Here is a 15,886-nt window from a genome sequence, read left to right on the forward strand (position 1 = left end):
GGCATTTGAACCGGGAGTACGTTATTCTGAAGGGCCCTCCTGCTTTTTTTCCTCAATGCCAAAAAGTGCAGGGTACCGTTTGATCATATGGTAAGGCGCCCGCAACATACACAATAGCGACTCATAATCGAAAAGAACATTCTTATGATCGATCTTAAAATAGGTTCCACATCCCAATATGCAATCTAAAACAGACCAGAGGTAAACACGGGCCTTGCGCTCGGAATAAGTGGCGGTAAAACCCAGTATCTGCTGGTAGGCCTTGCCGGTTTCCGGCAGGTAGCGGTAAATCACCTGGCGATCGGCAATAAACAGCCGCTTCTTTTTCATTTTCATCCATTCATGAACCGCATAGTGCGATGCATCCATCAGCAAATGAAAATGCATGGCAAACCGCAACAGGAAATTCCGGTCCATATCATCGCTGAACGCGCTATACTCTGCACAAATCGTACAATGCACCCATTCATTCCATTGCGCCTGCAGATCCTGAAGAGCGGTACTATCCAATACCCGCATCAGGCAGTAAAAGGGATTCGATTTTACCAGGTGCATAAAATGATAACCGGGTTGAAAGTTGCTTTCATTGAAACGGGCCTGGTTTTCCTGGTGTTTTTCTTCTTCAGATTCGAAATGGGCGGCATCCTCGGATACGATCGAGAGAATCTCGTTATTTTTGTAGTTCATGGCTGTGTGTTTTATTGTTAGCACCCCAAAGATACAAACCTATTTGTGATAAACAAACAAAAATGAACAAATCTTCAACTTTTTTTGAACGACTGGAGCAATTCAGTGCTGCTGAGGGGTTTAAATCGATCAATGATTTTGCTATTAACGGACTGAAGTATAAATCGTCGCAGAAGCTCAACCGGCTCCGCGACAGGAAAAACAAGCCTTCGCTGGAAATCATTGAAGATATTAAAAACCGGTTTGCACATGCAGATTTGAACTGGCTTATCTCCAATAAAGGGGCGAAGTATCTGACGGATGCCGACCTGGTGTTACAGGAACCGCCGGAGCCGCAACCCTGCAAGGAATGTGCACTGCGGGAAAAGATCATTACGAGCCAGGAACAGGCCATAAAGGCCTTGCAGGGCCAGGCCGATGCCTTACAATTAAGTATGGAAATCATCAGCCGGAAAACGATCCGGAAAAACGCATAGCTTTAACAGGATGCCGCTATTACAGGTCAATTCATATCCTTTCCGGCCTTCAGCTTGCCGATCTGCTCCAGCAGGTTATTCCGGGTATTGATTTCACCGGCTTTAGGTAATGCCTGCTGGGCATATTTAAGTGCCGTTTTATAATCCCCAAGTGCCGAATATGCCCTCGCCATGCCCAGCAGCGTTGTAAACTCGTTTGGATACTTTTTATAATTATCTTTGAAAACGGCCGCCGCTTCCTGCAGCTTTTGCTGCTGCATCAACGTACGCCTGTACATATGAACTTCATTCATGTCTGCATGTACAAGAGCGGCCCTCATTACGGCTGCAGCCTCATTGCTGCGGCCTGCCTTTTCCAGTAGCTGCGCCTTCGTGTTTAAGGCCGCAAATGCTTTTTCGCCACCAAAACTTTTGCCGGTTGCAGAATCTGCCCAAAGCAGCGCCTGGTCTAAATTTACATTCCGTTGCAGGCACCAGAGCGCCGCCTGGTTCCATGCCTGCCAGCCAAAGCCCTTTTCTGTTCTCAATTCCTGGCGAAATACGGCCAGCTGATCATTGATATAATCCGTCTCCACCCTGAAGGGAACGGCCAGCTTTTCCCATTGCAACGTAACCGTTGCCCCTGTTTCTGTTTCATCAGAAAACTCATATTTCAATCGCTCTACAGTTTTCTCCAGCGGCAGCGGCTTTACCGGTACCCGCAGCACGTCCTCCTTCGCATCATAAAAATAACTGCCCCAGGAGCCCGCATTCTTTGAAAAGATCAGGATGCATTCAGCGGGCGCGTACGCAATAAAAAAGCCATACTTGCCTGCGGGGAGTAATCGCCCTTCAACTTTTACCGCATTAGAAAATTCGATGGTCGTATTTTCATTGGCCCCCGCCCGCCAGGGTGCCGCCTTGCTGCTGCCAAACCCCAGGTCTCCAAATCCCTCATACACCAACCCACCCCAGATCTTTCCCTCCCGGCCTTTTACAGCCGGCCGGTCATAATGTATGGTTACATCCGTAAGACCGATGCGTTCGCTTACAGATGCCTTTTTGTTACCGCCGCTGGGCGGGGTGGTTAGTAACAGCTGTGCCTGGGCAGCAATACCGGCAAAGCAGGCAAACCCAAAAAGCAGTTTCTTTTTCATTTTTTAATCGTTTCTACAAAATTAGTCTACTTGGTTACAGCTTTGCGCAACCATCGGCGACAAAACCCTGTTTCGGGCACCGGTTGCCCGGTCGTTTGTAACCGATTCACCTGTTTCGGCGATGGTCATTCCCCGTTATTCTCAGTAAATTTATAGGTTGGTAAAACAATACGGATAACCGGCTTAAATTTTTATTATATGCCTAAATATCTAATCGAACGGGAAATTCCCGGCGCAGGAAGTCTTACCCCCGATCAGTTAAAACATGTTTCGCAAACGTCTTGTAATGTGTTGCGGGAAATGGGACCGGAGATCCAATGGGTACAAAGCTATGTAACCGGCAATAAAATCTATTGCGTGTACATTGCTCCAAACGAAGCCCAGGTAAGGGAACACGCCGCAAAGGGAGGCTTTCCGGCCAACGCCATCAATGAGATTGCCACGGTAATTGATCCTACCACGGCGGAATAATGGCGATAGGGATCATAAATGTATGCAGGTGATGCGGGATCGTAATCAATCAGCCAGCAGGTCCGGGCGGCGGTCCTTTGTGCGTTGCAGTGCCTTCTCATAGCGCCATTCTTCAATTTTTGCATGATTGCCGCTCATCAGCACATCCGGCACCTGCATGCCTTCAAAATCAACCGGGCGGGTGTACACCGGAGGCGCCAGCAGGTTGTCCTGGAACGAGTCGGTTAACGCCGAGGTTTCGTCATTCAGCACGCCGGGCAGCAGGCGGCCAATTGCATCTACCAGCACGGCAGCAGCCAGTTCGCCTCCACTCAAAACATAATCCCCGATAGAGAGTTCAAGCGTTACATATTTCTGCCGGATGCGTTCATCGATCCCTTTATAATGACCGCAGATGATCAGCAGGTTTTCTTTTAAGGAAAGCGCATTGGTCATACGCTGGTTCAGTGTTTTCCCATCCGGTGTTACATAAATAATTTCATCAAATTTCCGGCTGGCCGAAAGCTCGGTAATGGCATTTACCAGGGGCTCACACATCATAACCATGCCTGCCCCGCCTCCATATTGATAGTCATCTACCTGGCCGTATTCATTAACCGCCCATTTTCGTAAATGATGTACTGCAACAGTAAGCAAACCCTTATCCTGCGCACGTTTCATAATACTGTGTTCAAAAGGACTGGTCAATAATTCGGGAAGCACGGAAATAATATCAATATGCATTATACTATTTGAGATTTGAGATTCGAGATTCAGACTCAGATTGGAATTTAGAATTTGAGCTTTGGAATTTTCTTTTCGCCTCACTCCTCGCCGTCCATAAAATCATCCAGGTCTCTTCGTTCCTTTTTGGTAGGACGGCCGATCTTACTCAACCGCTTTCCGCTGAAAAATGAAGCCGCCTGCACCTTTGCTTTTTCCAGCTCTTCCGCCGGCGTAAGGTCGGTATAATATTTTATGGCCTCCTCATACTTCAACCGGGTATGGAGCAAACCGGTAACCTTGACTACCCATCTGCGGCCTTCCGTGCGCACGTCGTACACATCGCCCAGATGCACATTCTTACCGGGTTTGGCCGACTCTTCCTGGTATTTTACTTTGCCGCTATTACAGGCATCCGTAGCCAGCCGTCTTGTTTTAAAAAGCCGGATGGACCAGAGGTATTTATCTAAACGTAGTTTTTCTTTTTCCATTTTTTTGTACATGCGCTGTTACAACCAATCCCGGAATGGCACTTCGCCGTTCTTTCCTCCCGTACCTTCTTTCATTCGTGCCTGAACGTACTTCAGATCGATACGAAACCTATATGAGGTCATACTGAACTTGTTTTCAGTATCTATCACGGACATTAAAGCGGATGTCGTCGTCTGCCACCCGCGATCCCAGCGCTCCGCCGATACAGGTGGCGTTCATCGTGTCTGGCATTAAAGACCACGAATACACAAATCCGTTTAAGGCATTCGTGCATTCGTAGCTATTTATCTTACTCCCCGAAATACTTATGGAAGTAAGGGATGGTTTCAATACCCTTGTAATAGTTTTCGATATTGTATTTTTCGTTGGGGCTGTGCAGGCCATCATTATCCAGCCCAAAGCCCATGAAAATAATCTTGATGCCCAGTTCTTTTTCCAGCACCGAACAAATAGGAATACTACCACCACCTTTTACCGGGATGGGGGTTTTACCGAAGGTGGTTTCCAGTGCCCTTGAAGCAGACTGGTAGCCCTTGCTATCGATGGGGGTGCCATAAGGCTCGCCGCCATGATGTTCAAAGGCATTTACCTCCACACAGGATGGAGCGATCTTACGGAAATGCTCCAGCAATAACTTAGTGATTTTTTCGCTGGTTTGGTTGGGTACCAACCTTGCAGAGATCTTGGCCGTTGCCTTTGCCGGCAATACCGTTTTGGCTCCCTCCCCTGTATAACCGCCCCAGATACCGTTCAGTTCCAATGTGGGCCGGATACCCGTACGCTCATAGGTAGTAAAGCCTTTCTCACCGTACAGTTCCTTAATACCGATCTCGTCTTTATACTCCTGCTCATTAAACGGCGCTTTGTTGATCAGTTCCCGCTCTTCCGCAGAAACCTCCAGTACATCATCATAAAAGCCCGGAATGGTAATGTGATTGTTTTCATCATGACAGCTGGCAATCATTTTCGACAGGATCACAATGGGATTGGCCACTGCACCCCCATAGGTACCGCTGTGCAGGTCTCTTGCAGCCGCGGTTACTTCTACTTCAATATAGCTCAGTCCGCGCACACCCGTATCCAGTGAAGGATTTTCCATGCTCAGCAATGAGCTGTCGCTGATCAGGATCACATCGGCTTTCAGCAGGTCTTTATGCGCTGCCACAAATGCGCCCAGGTTAGGAGATCCTACTTCTTCTTCACCTTCAATAATAAACTTGATATTGGTGGCCATGGTATCCGTGTTCACCATTGTTTCCAGGGCTTTTACATGCATATAAAACTGCCCCTTGTCATCGGCACTTCCACGGGCAAATACTTTACCGTCTTTGATGGTGGGCTCAAAAGGAGGCGTGTTCCAAAGTTCCAGCGGTTCCACTGGCTGCACATCATAATGACCGTATACCAGTACCGTGGGTTTTGAAGGGTCGATGATCTTTTCGCCATATACGGCCGGGTGGCCGCCGGTTTCCATTACCTCCGCTTTATCACAACCGGACGCCAGTAACGCCGCTTTAACTGCCTCCGCACATTGCTTCATATCCGCTTTATTCTCACTCTTGGCGCTGATAGAAGGAATCCGTAAAAGATCCATCATCTCATTAAGAAAACGCTCTTTATTTTCCTCCTGGTATTTTTTCCATACTTCAGACATAGTATAATTTTTTGTTCCCGCGAAGGTACGGAATTGAGCGATTTAGCCTGAAACTGCTGCCGGTGCGCAGAAAAACCGCATCGAATCGGTTGCGCGGCGATTGCAGCATCGGTCATGCCTCCGGTACTTGTTGCCGGCTACGCCGGCACTCCTTCGAAACTCCATAAATATGCGTAACTTTAAAGAAACAGGCAAGCAATGAAAAAAGAGATCCTCGACGCTATTCTGAAAGCCCTTGAAAACGAAACCGCGGGTATTGAACAGGAGATCGATACACAGGAGAGCAACGCAGCTATTGATACAGAAGCCACGGCCGACCTGGATACAATCTCCCAGCGCGACCAGGCCACAGATATTTACAATCTGCTGCAACAGCCGAAAGATACGGCGGAAAATACAGCAGCAATGGTAAAACAATACCGGGAACTGTCACGCAGCGATGCAGGCCCCGGGGCACTGGTAGAAACAACGGAATATTTCTTCCTGGTGGGTGTAGCCCTTCCGCCGCTGGAGATCAACGGCAAGAAGGTGGCGGGGATTACTACAGATGCCCCTACTTATGCCAATCTTGAAGGAAAAAGAAAAGGCGACGAAATTCACCTGGGTGAGTGCGATTACCTGATCCTTTCCGTACAGTAACACGGCTATTGCAGGGCAACTTTCCCATCCACCGGTGCGCCGTTGCGTACCTCTTCGGTAACCGTGGTAATGAGCGTGTCGCTGGCATGCAGATCTCCATATACTGCCACCTTGCCCCCGGTTTGCACACCGGTCTTTACCGGCACCCAAACGGTTTTCCCGTTAATAACCTTGATCACATAAATTCCCTGGCTGGAATTGAGCAATGCACTGCCCGGGATCACAAAGGAAGCCTGGTGGCCCGCCTGTAACGGAATCTGTACTTCCGGTATCATTCCGGGTAATAATTTCTTATCGGTATTCAATACATCCATTTCCACATGTTGTGCCCGCAGCCGGTTGTCCAGTGCGCCCGATACCCGGGAGGTTTTAGCAGCAAACTGCTGCCCCGGCAACGATTTCACCGTAAACCGTACCGCCCCGTTCTGATCCAGCACACCGGCATTGCTTTCCGGCAGGTTCACTACCAGGCGCAGCTTTTTCTGCTCCTGCAGGGTAAACATCGGCACGGCACCGGCACCCGGCCCCACATAAGCGCCGGCACTTACATTGCGCGCGGTAATAACCCCTGAAAAAGGTGCCCGTATCTCCAGGTAGTTGCGATTATCGTGCACCTCTTTTAACGCCGCCTTGGCCGCCTGGTACTGGGCATAGTCTGACTGCTGGCGCGCCCGGGCCACATCCAGGTCGTTTTGCGAAATGGTGCCCGGCGTTTTACTGGTTTCCAGCAACCGGTCGTACGTGGCCTTGCTGGCCAGGTAAACGGCTTCCTGCGACTGTACGCGCGACTGTGCACCTTCACTCTGGGCATTCAGTTCCGGGGCTTCCATCACAGCCAGCAATTGTCCTGCCCGCACTTCACTTCCCACATCCACATACAATTTCTTTACAAAGCTGCTCACTTTTGCAAACAGATCCACATGTTGAAAAGCCACCAGCTCACCCGGGATGGACAAGGTATCCAGCAGCGCGCCTTCGGTAAGCAGGAACGCCTGTACTGCCGGTACTTTTTCCGGGGCCTTTTCCTCACCCGCATTGGTTGAGCCGCAGCGCTGCAAAACGGCGGCGGCTGTAACAGCACCAATACCAACCAGGATCATTCTTATTGTCTTTATCATAATTCCGTGTAGTTAAATATGAGCAAATCAGGTTTAATGGTGATGTAAATTCGGTATGTAATGTACGCTTTCCGCATCTTCCGGATCGAGGGATACACTGGCTGTTTTTGCCTTTCCCTGCCCCCATGCAAATGCCAGCGGCAAAATAAATAAGGCGGCAACCGTAGAAGCGATCAATCCACCGATCACCGCACGCCCCAGTGGTGAGGACTGGTCGCCGGCTTCTCCCAGGCCCGATGCCATGGGGATCATACCCACTACCATCGCCAACGCCGTCATCAGGATCGGACGCAGGCGCAGGGCGGCCGCCTCCCGGGCCGATTTCAGGGCATTGCCGTTATGTTTCCGGATCTGTTCGGCATTCGTGATCAAAAGTACCGCATTGGAAATAGATACGCCCACCGACATGATCATTCCCATATACGATTGCAGGTTCAGGGTGGAGCCGCAAAGCATCAGCAGGGCCATCGACCCGAATAACACGGCCGGAACGGTAGCCAGTACGATGAGCGAAACTTTGAACGACTGGAAATTGGCCGCCAGCATCAGGAAGATCACCACAATGGCAACGATCAGTCCACCCTGCAAGCTGTCCAGCGTGTCGGTAAGGGTTTCGCTGAGCCCGATCAGGTTCACATTCAAACCGCGTGGAAGCTTACCCAATCCGTCAATGGCCTGTTGCACATCCGTTGCCGCAGCGCCCAGGTCTTTATTGTTCAGGTTGGCCGTAACGGTCAGCATCGGCACCGAGCCCAGGTTATCGGCCTCTCCATACGTCACATCCGGTTCAATGGTAGCCACATCGCCCAGCAGCGGACGGGCATTGTTGGCGCTAAGCGGTATTTCACTGATCGCGTTCTGACTGGCCATTTCATTTTCCGGGATCTGCACCTGCACACTGTAAGGCAGGTTTGATTTAGGATCTACCCACATATTTTTCTCCGTTAACCGGGAAGAGGAAGTGGATGCGATCAGCGACCGGGAAATGGCATTTACATCTGTACCCAATTGTGCGGCCCGCAAGCGGTCGATATTAATATTCAGCGACGGGTAGCGGATCGACTGCCCCAACTGCACATCCCGCAGGTAGGGGATTTTTTTCAGCCGCTCGATCATCATCAGCGCATACTTTTCATTCATCTTTTTATCCCTTCCGGAAAAACGTATTTCAACCGGCGTAGGCGATCCCTGGCTCAGGATCTTATCCGTTAGCTCGATGGGTTCAAACGACAACTTCATTTCAGGAGCGATCTCGCGGGCACGCTTGCGGATCTTGTCTTTCAATGCATCCAGGTTTACGCTGTAATCTTCTTTCAGAGCCACCTGCAACACCGCTTCATGAGGGCCGGCCATCCAAAGGAAAATAGGTGCCGTGGAAAACAATTGCGGATGCACGCCCACAAACGAAGAAGTAATGGATACATTTTTCTTTCCTACAATTTCATTTACCGCATTGATCAGGTCCAGTGTTTTCAGCTCCGTCCGTTCAATACGCGTGCCATCCGGCTCACGCAGGCGCACCTGGAACTGTTTCCCATTTACCTTGGGCAATACATCCCGGCCGATCTGTTTCAGGAACAGCAAGGCCAGCAGCCCGATCACCACTATATAGAGGGATACGATCCATTTCCGGTGAGGCATCATCCGGTCAATAAACCGCATATACCGCATCCTGAATTTTTCAAACCGGCTGATTTTCCCATCCCGGTTACTGTCCGCACTTTTCAGCAATATTTCTTTTTGAGACCAGGTATCTTCTTCGGCATCTGCAATAGCAGCACTTTCAAACACTTCCTGCTCGCTTAGTTCTTTTCCGTCCTTGCCCTTCTGGTGCTTGATCTTCATGATCCAGTTGGCCATTACCGGCACAAAGGTCTGGGCCAGGAAGTAAGAGGCGATCATGCTGAAGCCGATGGCCAGTGCCAGCGGCAGGAATAACGACCCCGGAATACCGCCCATGGTAAACGCCGGTGCAAAAACGGCCAGGATACAAAAAAGGATCAGCAATTTGGGAAATGCGATCTCCTTACAGGCGTCCCAGATCGCCAGCGCCTTGGGCTTGCCCATGTCCAGGTGCTGGTGAATATTCTCAATGGTTACCGTACTTTCATCTACCAGGATCCCGATCGCCAGCGCCAGCCCGCTCAGCGTCATGATATTGATCGTTTGCCCGAACAGGCTCAGGAACAGTACGCCGGTAATAATAGAGGTGGGTATGGTAAGGATCACAATGAGCGCGCCCCTGAGGTCACCCAGGAAGAGCATCACCATCAAACCGGTCAGTATCGCACCGATTACGCCTTCACTCAGCAAACTCTTTACAGAGTTCATCACATAGGTGGACTGGTCGAACTCATAACTCAGCTTTACGTCCTCCGGTAACTGCGACTGAATTTTGGGCAGGGCTTTTTTCAGGTTTTGCACCACCTCCCAGGTGGAAGCATCCGCCGCTTTTGCAATATCTACGTATACGGAACGTTTGCCATTGATCAGCGCATAACTGGTACTTACGTCTGCACCATCTTCTACCGTGGCTACATCACGCAAATACAAATTCGCGGCGCCGGTACCGGTAAACAACGGGATATTTTCAAAGTCCTTTATTTCCTTTAACGTGGTATTGGCCGGCGTTACATAGTTCTTATCATGAATGCGTACATTACCCGCAGGCGCGGAAAGGTTGTTGATCCGGAGCGCCGCCACAAGCTGGTCTGCCGTCATATTATGTGCCCGCAGCAGTTCCGGACTGGCCTTGATCACTACCGTACGCACATTGCCCCCAAAGGGTGTGGAACCCACCAGGCCGGGAATGGAGGTAAAGGAAGAACGTACGTATACATTGGCCAGATCAAGCAGCTCATTATTACTGCGTTTGTCACTGCTCAGCACCAGTTGCCCCACGGGCAATGTAGATACATCAAAGCGGATAATAAACGGGGGGTTGGATCCCTGGGGAAAGATGGCCTGGATCCGGTTAGAGAAAGCGCTTACCTCCGCTGCGGCCTGGGCCATATTGGTGCCCGGGTAAAAATTGATCTTGATGAGCGTAAGGCTCTGGATATTTTTTGTTTCAATGCTTTTTACCCCGTTTACATACAACAGGATATTGATATACTGCTTTCCGAAATACGCTTCCATTTGCTGCGCCGTATAACCGCCAAACGGATGCGAAAGATAGATCACCGGCAGATCCAGCTTGGGAAAGATATCTACCTTTATGGTGCTTACGGCCTTAATTCCAAAAAAGAAAAGCGCTGCTACCATCACCAGGATGGTAATGGGTTTTCTTAATGCAAAACGTATCAAATTCATAACTGTCCCTGCTTTTTATGATCCTTACCGGTTCGTTGTTATAACTGTGCTTCAAATAATTCAAAATCGCCAATGGCCGCTGCCTTCAGCAAAAGGGCCTGCCATACATTGTTATTGGCAATGTCGCGGTCGGTTTCCGCGCGTATCAGCGTATAACCGGCCTGCATTACGTCTACCATATTGGTAAGCCCGTTTTTATACAATACCGATTTTTGATGATAGGCATCACCGGCAGCCTTTACCTGTACCGGTGCCTCTTTGTAGTTCGAAAGCGCATTATTCATTTTATTATCTGCGGTGCGCAACTGTGTTTTTAACTGCAAAGCCGCAGCATTATATTCTTCCTCCAGGGCCTGGCTGATCATCTGCTGCGCGTGCACCTGCCTGGACAAACGTACCGGCTGCATAATATTCCAGGTCATCCCTACTCCTATGAGGTAATTGGAGCGGTTGGGGTTGATGCCTTTCCAGTAATCCGATGTATAATGGGTTTGGTCGGTTATATAATCACTTTCAAACCCTGAAGCCCTGGCTTGCCAAACCCCCACCAGCGAAAACGACGGGTAGTACTGCGTTTTTATATACTGCGATTGCTGGTCGCTGACTGCAATCCGGCTCCGGTAAAATTCCAGTACCGGATGCTGAAGGTTTGTATCCGGCATGCTTGTATAGCTGCCCGGAATCTTCGAAACAAATACGGTGTCAATGGTAAAGCTGGTATCTTCTGAACCGATCAGCTGCGCCAGGATATTTTTTTGCTCCTGCTCCTTATCCCTGGCATTGGTAAGCAGGATCTGCGCACTGGAGTACTCGGCATTGGCCAATGAAGAATCCACCCCCGCAATCAACCCGTTTTTTACACGGGCAATGACAAACCTGCGGATCGAATCGGCCCGGTTTACATTTTTTTCATAAGATTTCGTGATCTGCTGGCTGGCCACCAGGGTAAGATACGCAGCGGCTACTTTTATTTTGTGTTCAAAAAGCTCCTGCGCCAGATCCTTGGTATCGCGCTGCCATACCTGCTGCGCCACCTTCACCTTCTCCCGGTATTTTCCAAATGCAAAAAACTCCCAGTTTACATTGGTCAGATACAATGCGCCAAAAGCCGCATTCCAGTTTTGAGCAGCAAACGCCGGTCCGGAGGAGGCTGTAGCTAAGCCACCAAAACCATATAGCGGACCGTTGGTTCCGTTAATGGTACCATAATCCTGCTGCACGCCCAGGTTCACGTTGGGGAGCTGTTCTTTGCGGGCTGCTGCAACCAGTTGCGCCGATGCCGTTGCATACGCGGTCTTTGCTTTTATGGTAGGATAGTTTTCCGTTGCGATCCGGATCGCATCTTTCAGGGAAAGCGGTGACTGGGCATTTATTGTTGCGGAAAAAACGCCCGCAAGCAGTACAAAAAGAAATCTTCTGTGCATTGTTATTGCGCTATTTGGAGGAAACAATGCGCAAATCAACTGGATCTTTTTGAAGCAATTTTGAAGCTGCCGTTAAAATGTTAGCCGGTTAAAAAAACAGCGCTCAGACCTCAGCAAAAACCACGCGCTGAAAGCTGGAATTGGAAGGAATGCCGTCAATTTCGGATAAATAATTTTCATTAAAATACACACAGAAAATATGCCGGCCCTCTACATAAGCGTAGGAGATCCGGAAATTACATACTTCACAGATCTGCTTTACAATGGCCAGTCCCAGCCCCACGCCCTCATTCTTCTGACTGCCTTTTTTAAACCGGCGGAACAGGTCTTTATGAGGAATGGTTACCGGGGCGCCCGTATTGCTGATCCGGAAGTAATCTGTAGTCAGTTCTACATGCACCGATCCGTTTTCTTCATTGTACCGGATGGCGTTGCGCATCAGGTTGGCCACCAGGATATCGGCCAGCGTAGGATGTATCTGTATAAATACCCGGCTGTCTGTGTTACGGGTAACCGTGATGTTTTTCAGATCGGCCCAGTAAGCATAGGTTTCAATCACATTTTTTGCGATCCGGCAGAACCGTATCTTTTCCCGGGTATTGAACTCATGATTTTCCATCCGGGCCAGCAATACCAGCGATTTGGTAATATTGGAAAGCTTGTTGATCTCTGTTTGCATATGCTCAATCAGGTCGGCCTGCTGACTGTTGAGCGATGTTTGGGTGAGCAGCTCTGTTTTTGTGCGCAGTACGGCCAAGGGTGTCTGCAGCTCGTGCGATGCATTTTCACTGAACTCCCGGGCCGTTGCATATTCCTCCATGGCCTTATTGGTCATGGTTTCGATAAAACAATTGAGCTCATTAAATTCACGGGTAGAGGATCGTTCCAGCTGCAGTTTTTGCTTTTGCCGGATATTGAAATTCCGGATGGCTTCCATCGTGCTTTTAAACGGTTTAAACAGGATCCGGGACAGGATGCGCGCAGATATCAGTACAGCGATACCCAGCAATAGCATTTTCCACAACAGGGTAATGAACATGCTGCTGAAGAACTCGCTGGGATTGATAAAATAATTATGCGAGGTAACCTTATAAACGACACCATTCACCTGCCGGTAACTGGTTACAAAAAGCGCCAGTTCTTTTTCACTCATTCCTTCTGCATTATCCACACGCCGGACCACCTGCGGGTTTTCCCTGGGTACCGGCCCCTTAACGGCAGCGATTTGAATTTCCCGGTCCCTGATAAAATCGTCAACCGGCTGTCCTTCCTTCAGCAGATTGTATACACGTTCGTTTACCGACAACAGGCGTTTTTCCTCAAACTCGATCATTTTGCGTTTGATGCCCGCCCGGGAAATGATCATTGTAACCGGGGTGATCACCAGAATAATACAAAGAAACCAAAGGGATATCTTGTTGATCAGTTTCATATGTCAGAGTTTAAAACGGTAACCCAAACCGTACACGGTTTCGATATAATCGTTACCGTTTGCCGCCGCGATCTTTTTACGAAGGTTTTTGATATGCTGGTAAATAAAATCAAAGTTCGCAAGATTATCGGTATAGTCGCCCCACAAATGCGTGGCAATGGCCTGGCGGGAGAGCACCCGGTCCTTATTTACAATAAAATACAGCAACAGATCAAATTCCTTTGGGGTAATATCCAGCAACAGGGAATGCACCCTGGCTTCGATGGTATTGGTATCCAGTTCTATTTCGTTAGCTGTAACAATATGACTGCCCTGAAGACTGTTCCGGCGGTACATCGCACGTAGCCGGGCATGCAGCTCCGGCAGGTGGAAGGGCTTGGTAATATAATCATCCGCCCCGCCCTCCAGTCCGTTTATTTTATCATCCAGCGCATCGCGTGCCGAAATGATCAGTACATTGCTTACGATTTTCTCCGCCTTTATAAACCGCAGCACGTCCAGGCCGTCACCGTCCGGAAGCATTATATCCAGTAAAATAAAGTCGTAGGTGAATATGGATAATTTCTCCCTTGCCTCATCTACCCCAAATGCGCATTCACAAATAAAATGCTCGGTTTCCAGGTAATCCCGGATGCTGGCAGACAACGCAATATTATCCTCAATGATTAAAATTTTCATCCCCCGCAAAAGTACGCAGGAGTTTTGAAGAAACTTTGAAGGAGCCGTCAGCTTTCAGCTTTCAGAATTGAGATTCCAGATTCCAGTTTTCAGATTCCAGTTTTCAATATCCGGAGTGCTTCTTTTCAGGCATACGACCAGATTCAGCCCGGCGGTATTCCGGTCTTCTGTTACCAGGAAGTTGCCACCGGCGGACCTGAATAAACATGGCGCCTGTGCTCACCAGACCTGAGATTGCTAAACGCTGATTGCCAAAAGCCGAAAGCTAACAGCTGATTGCTGACTTCTGACGGCTGATAGCTGCTCCCTACTTCTTCGTAGCCACCAACATTGCCCTGAAGTAGCCCACAGATTCGGCAATGCCCATAAACGGATTGTCCATATTCCGCTCGTGCTCCAGGCTTACCACCCCGGTATAGCCTACCTGGCGCAGCATTTTTACAAACGCCGGGAAATTAATGATGCCGCGGCCCACTTCTACGGAATAGCCCTGCTTCGTAGGCCCGGTAACATCCTTCAGATGGATATCAAATACCCGGGTATGGTATTTTTTCAGATCCGCAACCGCATCCTTTCCATTCCGGGTGTCGTGGCCAATATCCAAACACATACCCATGCGCGGATCCAGGTTCTTTACATTTTTCCATACATCATCTGCATCGGGATACAACGGCATATCCGGCCCATGCAGGTGGATGGCGTATTTCATATCGTATTCCTTTACCTTTTTATTTACATACGGCAGCAATTCATAGTTGGGCACGCCCACGATCAGTTTTACCCCCACCCGTTTGGCATATTCAAATGCCCGGTCTACTTCCGCTTCGGTTTTCATATAGATAGGTCCTATTCCGTAACCGGTAACGCCTTTGTCTTTCAGTTTTTGATGAAAAGCCGCAATTTGCTCATCCGTGCTGTTAAACGGGAGGTGAAAATCCTTGATGCAGAAATAATGTACATCCGCCCGCTGCAGGGTTTGCAACGCGGTATCCAGACCAAATTTTGCAAACGTATACCCGGCCATTCCCAACTTAAAAGGTTCCCGGGTATCCGCGGCAGGTTGCGGATCCGGCCGTTTAACTGTTCCCTGGGCATTTGCCCCGACCGTTATACCTGCTGCCAGTAAAAAAAGCAACGCAAATCGTTTCATATTTCTAATTGTATTTATATTTTAAGAACCGTTACACAACGCCCTAAAAATATTAAATGTTTCCATGTCCGGAACCGATCTGCGCCATTTTTTAAGACAACGTTTTCGAAAGCCGGCAACTATTCCTTCTTTCTATGCCTTTTTTTTCTTAAAAAAATGAAAATTTATACCGGTCCTGCTGTAGGTAGCCCTTTACCGGAGGTTCCATTACTGGTAGCAGGGCCACCGGCCTAAGGGTCAGCACTATTCATTTTTCGGCCAAAAACAGGGAGAGGATCCGGCTCACCTGCTGTAACGGGTCATTTACAGCGTCCTGAAGCCCGTTCGGCGAAGCATGACGCGGATCAAGTTGGGGCGCCGGGGGTTTGGCCCGGTTCTTGAAAATGATATCATACAAACTATACACAATGACCAACCTAATGACCATATTTGGAGCTTTTTTGTTCCTGTACAGCATCGGGATATTTGCTGCGATCCGGTTTAAAAAGTAATCCGTTGCCTCCGGTAGCAAATGT

15 protein-coding genes are annotated in these 15,886 nt (G+C 49.1%); 3 read left to right on the forward strand and 12 right to left on the reverse strand.

Translation table 11 applies throughout. From position 1 onward, the window contains the following. Window positions 1-21 precede the first annotated feature (21 nt). The gene (locus tag LQ567_RS12660) at window positions 22-687 is read right to left on the reverse strand and encodes a hypothetical protein (protein WP_231004880.1); all 666 of its coding nucleotides are present in this window, start codon (window positions 685-687) and stop codon (window positions 22-24) included. A gap of 62 nt (window positions 688-749) precedes the next feature. Between LQ567_RS12660 and LQ567_RS12665 the strand changes: the two genes are divergently transcribed. Further along, window positions 750-1,163, forward strand: coding sequence for a hypothetical protein (locus tag LQ567_RS12665; RefSeq protein ID WP_231004881.1), 414 nt, complete (start codon window positions 750-752; stop codon window positions 1,161-1,163). Between the two features lie 26 nt (window positions 1,164-1,189). Here LQ567_RS12665 and LQ567_RS12670 read toward each other — a convergent pair whose 3' ends face one another. Continuing rightward, window positions 1,190-2,299, reverse strand: a complete 1,110-nt coding sequence (locus tag LQ567_RS12670; RefSeq protein WP_231004882.1) for a DUF2911 domain-containing protein — start codon at window positions 2,297-2,299, stop codon at window positions 1,190-1,192. Window positions 2,300-2,497: 198 nt separating this feature from the next. On the opposite strand from LQ567_RS12670, the gene LQ567_RS12675 reads away from it, so the two are divergent. Beyond that, window positions 2,498-2,770 carry a DUF4242 domain-containing protein gene (locus LQ567_RS12675; RefSeq protein WP_231004883.1) on the forward strand — a complete coding sequence of 91 codons (273 nt, stop codon included), beginning with the start codon at window positions 2,498-2,500 and terminating at the stop codon, window positions 2,768-2,770. 45 nt (window positions 2,771-2,815) lie between these two features. On the opposite strand, the gene trmD is transcribed toward LQ567_RS12675, so the two are convergent. The 3 genes from trmD to LQ567_RS12690 all read right to left on the reverse strand — a co-directional run bounded on the left by trmD (window position 2,816) and on the right by LQ567_RS12690 (window position 5,618). Beyond that, complete coding sequence (trmD, locus tag LQ567_RS12680) at window positions 2,816-3,493, reverse strand: tRNA (guanosine(37)-N1)-methyltransferase TrmD (protein ID WP_231004884.1); 678 nt, start codon at window positions 3,491-3,493, stop codon at window positions 2,816-2,818. A gap of 80 nt (window positions 3,494-3,573) precedes the next feature. Further along, window positions 3,574-3,963, reverse strand: a complete 390-nt coding sequence (locus LQ567_RS12685; RefSeq protein WP_231004885.1) for an RNA-binding S4 domain-containing protein — start codon at window positions 3,961-3,963, stop codon at window positions 3,574-3,576. Window positions 3,964-4,253: 290 nt separating this feature from the next. Further along, a complete protein-coding gene (locus tag LQ567_RS12690; RefSeq protein WP_231004886.1) occupies window positions 4,254-5,618 on the reverse strand; it encodes a dipeptidase in 1,365 nt (454 codons plus the stop codon). A 198-nt stretch (window positions 5,619-5,816) separates the two neighbouring features. Here LQ567_RS12690 and LQ567_RS12695 point away from each other — a divergent pair, with 198 nt between their 5' ends. Further along, window positions 5,817-6,257: a hypothetical protein gene (locus tag LQ567_RS12695; protein ID WP_231004887.1), complete on the forward strand. Its 441-nt coding sequence runs from the start codon at window positions 5,817-5,819 to the stop codon at window positions 6,255-6,257. A 5-nt stretch (window positions 6,258-6,262) separates the two neighbouring features. Here the strand turns inward: LQ567_RS12695 and LQ567_RS12700 are convergent, their stop codons facing one another. The 7 genes from LQ567_RS12700 to LQ567_RS12730 form a co-directional block, all read right to left on the reverse strand. After that, window positions 6,263-7,375 carry an efflux RND transporter periplasmic adaptor subunit gene (locus LQ567_RS12700; protein ID WP_231004888.1) on the reverse strand — a complete coding sequence of 371 codons (1,113 nt, stop codon included), beginning with the start codon at window positions 7,373-7,375 and terminating at the stop codon, window positions 6,263-6,265. Window positions 7,376-7,408: 33 nt separating this feature from the next. Continuing rightward, window positions 7,409-10,687 carry an efflux RND transporter permease subunit gene (locus LQ567_RS12705; protein ID WP_231004889.1) on the reverse strand — a complete coding sequence of 1,093 codons (3,279 nt, stop codon included), beginning with the start codon at window positions 10,685-10,687 and terminating at the stop codon, window positions 7,409-7,411. Window positions 10,688-10,725: 38 nt separating this feature from the next. Then, a complete protein-coding gene (locus LQ567_RS12710; RefSeq protein WP_231004890.1) occupies window positions 10,726-12,111 on the reverse strand; it encodes a TolC family protein in 1,386 nt (461 codons plus the stop codon). Between the two features lie 103 nt (window positions 12,112-12,214). Then, window positions 12,215-13,543, reverse strand: coding sequence for a sensor histidine kinase (locus LQ567_RS12715; RefSeq protein WP_231004891.1), 1,329 nt, complete (start codon window positions 13,541-13,543; stop codon window positions 12,215-12,217). A gap of 3 nt (window positions 13,544-13,546) precedes the next feature. After that, window positions 13,547-14,221, reverse strand: coding sequence for a response regulator transcription factor (locus tag LQ567_RS12720; RefSeq protein ID WP_231004892.1), 675 nt, complete (start codon window positions 14,219-14,221; stop codon window positions 13,547-13,549). 307 nt (window positions 14,222-14,528) lie between these two features. Further along, window positions 14,529-15,371, reverse strand: coding sequence for a sugar phosphate isomerase/epimerase family protein (locus LQ567_RS12725; protein ID WP_231004893.1), 843 nt, complete (start codon window positions 15,369-15,371; stop codon window positions 14,529-14,531). A gap of 247 nt (window positions 15,372-15,618) precedes the next feature. Further along, entirely contained in the window at window positions 15,619-15,798 is a 180-nt protein-coding gene (locus tag LQ567_RS12730; RefSeq protein ID WP_231004894.1) for a hypothetical protein, read from the reverse strand. Window positions 15,799-15,886 lie beyond the last annotated feature (88 nt).

This window comes from Niabella pedocola, from assembly GCF_021044425.1.
Lineage (GTDB): Bacteria > Bacteroidota > Bacteroidia > Chitinophagales > Chitinophagaceae > Niabella > Niabella pedocola.

What these genes read in the sequence shown, in the direction of transcription:
- LQ567_RS12660 (WP_231004880.1), bottom strand. Translation starts at nt 687, where the DNA reads ATGAACTACAAAAATAACGAGATTCTCTCGATCGTATCCGAGGATGCC.
- LQ567_RS12665 (WP_231004881.1), top strand. Translation starts at nt 750, where the DNA reads ATGAACAAATCTTCAACTTTTTTTGAACGACTGGAGCAATTCAGTGCT.
- LQ567_RS12670 (WP_231004882.1), bottom strand. Translation starts at nt 2,299, where the DNA reads ATGAAAAAGAAACTGCTTTTTGGGTTTGCCTGCTTTGCCGGTATTGCT.
- LQ567_RS12675 (WP_231004883.1), top strand. Translation starts at nt 2,498, where the DNA reads ATGCCTAAATATCTAATCGAACGGGAAATTCCCGGCGCAGGAAGTCTT.
- trmD (WP_231004884.1), bottom strand. Translation starts at nt 3,493, where the DNA reads ATGCATATTGATATTATTTCCGTGCTTCCCGAATTATTGACCAGTCCT.
- LQ567_RS12685 (WP_231004885.1), bottom strand. Translation starts at nt 3,963, where the DNA reads ATGGAAAAAGAAAAACTACGTTTAGATAAATACCTCTGGTCCATCCGG.
- LQ567_RS12690 (WP_231004886.1), bottom strand. Translation starts at nt 5,618, where the DNA reads ATGTCTGAAGTATGGAAAAAATACCAGGAGGAAAATAAAGAGCGTTTT.
- LQ567_RS12695 (WP_231004887.1), top strand. Translation starts at nt 5,817, where the DNA reads ATGAAAAAAGAGATCCTCGACGCTATTCTGAAAGCCCTTGAAAACGAA.
- LQ567_RS12700 (WP_231004888.1), bottom strand. Translation starts at nt 7,375, where the DNA reads ATGATAAAGACAATAAGAATGATCCTGGTTGGTATTGGTGCTGTTACA.
- LQ567_RS12705 (WP_231004889.1), bottom strand. Translation starts at nt 10,687, where the DNA reads ATGAATTTGATACGTTTTGCATTAAGAAAACCCATTACCATCCTGGTG.
- LQ567_RS12710 (WP_231004890.1), bottom strand. Translation starts at nt 12,111, where the DNA reads ATGCACAGAAGATTTCTTTTTGTACTGCTTGCGGGCGTTTTTTCCGCA.
- LQ567_RS12715 (WP_231004891.1), bottom strand. Translation starts at nt 13,543, where the DNA reads ATGAAACTGATCAACAAGATATCCCTTTGGTTTCTTTGTATTATTCTG.
- LQ567_RS12720 (WP_231004892.1), bottom strand. Translation starts at nt 14,221, where the DNA reads ATGAAAATTTTAATCATTGAGGATAATATTGCGTTGTCTGCCAGCATC.
- LQ567_RS12725 (WP_231004893.1), bottom strand. Translation starts at nt 15,371, where the DNA reads ATGAAACGATTTGCGTTGCTTTTTTTACTGGCAGCAGGTATAACGGTC.
- LQ567_RS12730 (WP_231004894.1), bottom strand. Translation starts at nt 15,798, where the DNA reads ATGGTCATTAGGTTGGTCATTGTGTATAGTTTGTATGATATCATTTTC.